At 46.8% G+C, this 5700-nt stretch carries 6 protein-coding genes; 5 read left to right on the forward strand and 1 reads right to left on the reverse strand.

Going from position 1 to position 5700, the window contains the following annotated elements; all coding sequences use genetic code 11:
• Nucleotides 1–211: hypothetical protein (locus QUA54_RS33520; RefSeq protein ID WP_333419269.1), on the forward strand; the 211-nt coding region annotated here is incomplete at its 5' end.
• Between the two features lie 269 nt (nt 212–480).
• Nucleotides 481–699, forward strand: coding sequence for a hypothetical protein (locus tag QUA54_RS33525; protein WP_333419270.1), 219 nt, complete (start codon nt 481–483; stop codon nt 697–699).
• Between the two features lie 210 nt (nt 700–909).
• Here QUA54_RS33525 and QUA54_RS33530 read toward each other — a convergent pair whose 3' ends face one another.
• Nucleotides 910–2136 carry an FAD-dependent monooxygenase gene (locus tag QUA54_RS33530; RefSeq protein ID WP_333419272.1) on the reverse strand — a complete coding sequence of 409 codons (1227 nt, stop codon included), beginning with the start codon at nt 2134–2136 and terminating at the stop codon, nt 910–912.
• A gap of 552 nt (nt 2137–2688) precedes the next feature.
• Here QUA54_RS33530 and QUA54_RS33535 point away from each other — a divergent pair.
• The 3 genes from QUA54_RS33535 to ltrA all read left to right on the forward strand — a co-directional run bounded on the left by QUA54_RS33535 (nt 2689) and on the right by ltrA (nt 5589).
• Nucleotides 2689–2892 (forward strand): hypothetical protein, encoded by a 204-nt coding sequence (locus QUA54_RS33535; RefSeq protein WP_333419274.1) that lies wholly within the window; start codon nt 2689–2691, stop codon nt 2890–2892.
• Nucleotides 2893–3090: 198 nt separating this feature from the next.
• Entirely contained in the window at nt 3091–3348 is a 258-nt protein-coding gene (locus QUA54_RS33540; protein ID WP_333419276.1) for a competence protein CoiA family protein, read from the forward strand.
• A gap of 594 nt (nt 3349–3942) precedes the next feature.
• Entirely contained in the window at nt 3943–5589 is a 1647-nt protein-coding gene (gene ltrA / locus QUA54_RS33545; RefSeq protein WP_333419278.1) for a group II intron reverse transcriptase/maturase, read from the forward strand.
• Nucleotides 5590–5700: the final 111 nt, after the last annotated feature.

Genomic DNA, 5700 nt, shown 5'->3' on the forward strand with positions numbered 1-5700 from the left:
CAAGTTACATCGTCAAATATTTTTAACTGGTTTACACACTGCTGTTATTGTACCTCATCTTTCTGAGAAAGGCTATAAAAACAATTTATTAGATGAAGTTTTATGGAAAGGCTGGTCTAATTACCTGAGAATTAAACTGGAGTATCCAGGAGTAGCGAAGTATTGGGAAACGAACGGAAGCTTTACAGTAAGGATTTTCGGGAATATGTGAAAAGGAAATGTCTCAGACCTGAAAACAAAGTTTAATCTAGTGGTGTCGCTGGAGGTAAAAAATGAGTGAACTTAGAACGTTACAAATCACAATCCCCAAGGAAGAAATAGAGCAATTTGGTCAGCGTCACCCGATCCGAAAACTGTCTACAATCGCCAGGGCAAATCGCGTGTTTGGGAATAAAGTCAACGGGCTGATTGTAGACTATATCGGCGTTTTATGCGACTTGCAAAAAGCCCTAGAAATTTACGGTTCCGCATCCGGTGGCTATGTCGCCAGAAGGCGACACTCCCGTACAATCGAAAGCCGCCCTAGTCGATGAATTGAGAAGTGCGGCAGTTAAAGTGGCGATCGAGGAAGCTTTAGACCAATTACCCGAAAGCTACTCAACCGAAGTGTATCAGCGCAAATGTCAAGAGGTTTACCAGCACGTCTACGAATCTTATTCTGAGGCAGGACTCCGTATTTACACCGCCGCAGCTTGTTAAAATCCTCAATAATGTGGAGCGGGTGCATCTACGAAATCGGCTTTTAGGAGAATTAAAAAGCGATGTGGCTAAAATACGGTCTTGCTCTCTTGGCGACGAACTGACGGGGATTGATGAAGTTGGGTGGGAAAAACTAAAAACACCGCTACAAAGAACTTAATTATCGCATTGGGAAACTGACAGATATTTCACGTTTCCTTTCGGTCAAGCTTATGCGGAATGATTTGTACGGGTCTGATTCCATTGAGGTTGGTAATCAAACAACCATTTGAACTGCAAGTCGGCCAACCTTGTCGGAGTTAGCTTGTAAATGGCGTTCCGCAACAAACATCCGTGAGCCGTATCCGCCTGCCCCAATTTGCCTATTTGTCTGGAACTATTGAATACGCGAGTAACTCGCTGAGCGCGGCTGGCTTCAAACTGCCGCAATAGGAAAGGAACAGTATCGCCACCAGCTTGGCTAGTACATAGCAGTTTGGCTAGTTCAAAGGAGTCTTCCACCGCCATACAGCCCCCTTGACCGAGATTCGGTTGAACTGGGTGCGCGGCATCCCCGATTAAGGTAACTCGCCCTTGCCCCCATTGGGTTCCCAGCGGCGGCCGATCTACAATATCATCTCGGTAAATCTTCTCCCGAGCGATCGCCTCGATGATAGCTGGTACTGGGTCAGCATAGCCTTTAAACAGGGAGCGCAAGGCATTCAATGAACCGCCCAGTGCATCGTCATTACCGCCCGCTGGGGTATTGTTGAAAGCATAGAAAGCAAACCGACCGCCACCGACATCGAAGTAGCCAAAGCGAGTGCCCTGACCCCAGAATTCTGCCCAACTGTATTGTGAATCTAGCGGTAAGCCAGAGCCATCAAAGTAGCCTCTCCAGCAGCAAGTCCCGCTGTACACAGGCTCCTCTAACCGCTCCCTACCGTTGAGAGTAGCGCGTACCTTGGAGTAAAGACCATCAGCACCGACTAAGATGTCACCCTCAGCAGTGCGACCGTCAGAGAAAAAGATCCGAACGCCGTTGCCCGCGTCCTCAAATTTCTCAAAGGCAGCGCCAGTCCGCACCGTTCCCTCTGGCAACGCTTCAAATAAAATTTGCTGAAGTTCAGGTCGCAGGAGGCACACACCCAAATCATCTTCGCCTATGAATTGAGGAGCGTTAATGTAGAGGGGTTCCCCTTGTCGGTCAAAAAACCCACCTTTGAGGATCAGGCCTCCCGAATGGTAGAAGCGCTGATAAATCTGCCCTGATTGCAAGAGCTTGTAGACGCGCAAAGCATTGCGTTGGATGAATATGCCTCCGGGCCCTGAGAGCATAACATCCAGACCGCGCTTTTCGTATAGTTCAACTGCAATGCCGACATCGAGACAGGCACGGGCTAGGGTCAGACCGCCAATTCCACCGCCGATGATAATTACCTTTGATATTGAAGCCATATTATTTGGGTGAGCTATACAACATGAAAAAATTTAGGAAATTGACTGGTGAGGGGGATGAACCTTTCAAAAAAACTGCCGCTCAGAAGGGGAATTGGTGAAGAATTACCGACTGAATCGCTGTATTAAAATAGCCGAAATTTCAATTTTTGTCCGCAGTTACTACTCCTTCAATGGAATTCCAGGCAATCTCAAACGGAGGCTCTACGAGAAATTGTCCCGTTGTATCAGGACGCTCTGCCGAACGCTCATCCACCCATAAGTAACAACATCCAACAAAAGGCGAGGAATTAGAGCAATTGAAGGTGCTGTCGAAAAAGAAAGCAGGATTGAGCGCCCCATTTTCAGAGATTCGATCGACATACGAAGGCGGTTGTTGGGATTGCTAGAATCAGAGGGATCTCGCTTTCTGGGCGATTGCATTCCCTGATTGTGTCGCGGATACAAAACACCTTGTAATTGCAACGCCAAACCTCATGACAGGATCTACGACTGGTTTACAAAGAAACCTACAAAGACCGGTCGATTGAAATTTATCGTTTCAGTCAGTTTATGCCCGGTGGAGTTGGCTCTTCTCACTACTATGCCATTATTGATGATTGCACATTGCCTGGAGATTTTGATGGCCGCTCCCACAATCCTTTTTGTCCTTCGGAGGATACAGGAAATCCGCCAACTCCGAAGGATTCGTCAGCACTAGCAGCAGCCAAAGCTTATTGCGACAGCAAGAGTAAAGCAAGCGAGCAACGCTCCTAGCGAGCAACGCTCCTGACAAACTGCTTTCCCTCACCCTATTCTACGGGAAAGTTAAAACCTTGCTGCACCAACTTTTCTCTTCGCTGGTAAAAAGGTGAAGCTGGAACAGAAAACTCCTAGAGTGATAGAATGAGCGAGTTCGATAGTCAATAAAAGCGGGTGCATCTTCAAACCCTGCTTTGAAGAATTTTTATAAATATGTGGCTAAAATTTGGTGTTGCTCCCGACGGTAACTTGGCGAGCATTGATGAGGTTGTGCGCGGAAAAACTAACCTCGCTTGTCTCTACTGTGGCGGCTATCTCACAGCAAAAAAGGGTTCGGTGAAAGAACATCACTTCGCACACAGTGAAAAAACTTGCAAGTTCGTCAGCCAGCGGATTAAAACCAAAGCTTTCCCATCGCTGCCCCTCTACGACAACTTTAGTATCCAAGTGCGACCTGAAAGGGTCGTCTAGTAAGGGGAGCCGTCTTCCCTGGCGGAGTCACACCCGCTACCCTCACGTAAAAGACTTCTCGAAGTCCGGTCACGACCGAGTAGGTAACGAAACAGTCGGAATGCAGACCACGAAAGTAACCGAAGCTGCCAGCCTAAGGCGGCCAGGAGCAAGAGGAAAATCTCAACGGTGAACGTATGTGAACTATCGTCTAAACTGCGTTATTGAAGAAAGAGCTAAATAAGGCTGACAGGCTCTCACCAAAAGGTACGTGGAAAGGATTTGTGGCTCTGGATTCCACAAATCGTGTGAACAAAATTCCACCGCAGAAGAGATAGCACCTAATGGGTATCAAGAAAACTAGACGACACAACAGGGTAAGCCCTACAGAGTCTAAGAGAGGTCGATAACTCCTAGTAGGTCTGAGGTAACAAGGACGGAACTCTCTGAAGGGTAAAGGATGGAGGAGAAAGCGAATGCTGGTTTGTAATGAGCCAGATAGGGATTGAAACATTATCCCTGACCGAAAGGAATAGCAGACTTCCTCTGGGTCTTATACGAGAGACAACTTACACAAAGGAATCAAATCTGAGGACAAGTTAGATGATGTCAACAATGGCAGCAAACGGACTGAAGGGACGGCTCGAAGACTGGAACCACATTAACTGGAAGAAGGTTAACAAGTTTGTTAGAAACCTACGTCAAAGAATCTTTCGTGCGAGAAAACTTGGTGACTTTCGCAAGTTAAGAAGCTTACAGAAGTTGATGTTACGAAGCCACGCAAATTTATTGTTGTCAGTTCGACGTATCACTCAGACCAACCAAGGTAAAGCAACGGCAGGAATTGACAAAGAGGTTGTCAATACCCCAGCGCAGCGAGTGATTCTGACAAATAACTGGAATGGGGGAAAACTCCAACCGACCCGAAGGGTAGAGATACCGAAACCCAACGGAAAGAAACGACCGCTCGGAATCCCAACCGTGCGTGACAGAATCGAACAGGCAATAGTAAAAAGTTCACTAGAACCCGAATGGGAAGCTGTATTTGAGGAACACTCTTACGGATTCCGACCAGGAAGAAGTTGTCAAGATGCTATCGGGCAATGCTTTAACAGAGTAAGGTTCGGAAACATAGGCTGTGATACCTGGGTTCTAGAAGCTGACATCAAGAGATTCTTCGACAACATCGCCCATGAATCCATCCTGAGCATGGTGAATAACTTCCCCAAACGGGAACTCATCAAAGGATGGTTAAAAGCGGGTTTTGTGTTCCAAGGGAAACTTAGCCCAACGGAACAAGGCACACCACAAGGAGGAGTCATCTCACCCTTACTTGCCAACATAGGGTTGCATGGCTTAGAAACTTTCATAAAAGCCACCAACCCAAAACTTGGTGTGGTGCGATATGCCGATGACTTTATTGTTACGGCTAGAGACAAGGAAAGTCTCGAAATTGCCCAAAATCTGATACAAGCATGGATGTCAAAACGAGGTCTTGAACTAAGCGCTGAGAAGACGGCTATCACGTCAATGGAAGATGGCTTTGACTTCTTGGGGTTCAACTCCCGACACTACGATGGAAAACTTCTCATCAAGCCGTCCAAAAAGAAGGTTCTAGCCTTCTGTAAGCGGTTGGGTGAGGAAATCAAAAACCTGAATGGTGCAAAACAGGAAGTTTTAATCAGAAGGCTCAATCCAATTCTCAGGGGTTTTGCTAACTACTATAAAGGGGTGGTAAGCAAAGAAACCTTCAGCTATATCTCTTACAGGGTATGGCAATACCTTTGGCGTTGGGCAAAACGTAGACACCCCAACAAGAATACGAAATGGGTACGCAAACGTTACTTCAAGACCATTAAAGGCGTTAAATGGGTGTTCGCTTGCACCACAAGCGACAGACGGGCTAAGGACAAAGAACTTATCCTTTACCAAATTGCATCTACTTCTATCGTGCGCCATATAAAAGTCAAGGGTGACGCTAGCCCCGACGACCCCTCGTTAAAAGAGTATTGGGAAAAACGCCACCAGAAGCTTGGAAAAACCCGCTTTGATAAAGGGACTAAACTTTATACGATCGCAGAAAACCAACATTGGAAATGTCCAGAATGCGGCGAACCAATATTCAACGGAGAGGAAATCGAAACCCATCACATAGTGCCTGTTGGTGGAGGTGGAACAGACGACGTGGAAAACCTTCAGCACCTACACAAACCGTGTCACAAGCAGGTACATAAAACCCAAGTTAAATCTCGCTTGAAATAAGGCTTGAGCCGGATGAGTGCGAAAGTCTCATGTCCGGTTCGTGCGGTTCGTTTCTATGAAACTAGCCTGTATGGGTTAGGGGATTAGAGCCTTTACGCCGCCTTGGGTGCA

This window comes from Microcoleus sp. MOSTC5 (assembly GCF_036701825.1).
GTDB lineage: Bacteria > Cyanobacteriota > Cyanobacteriia > Cyanobacteriales > Microcoleaceae > Microcoleus > Microcoleus asticus.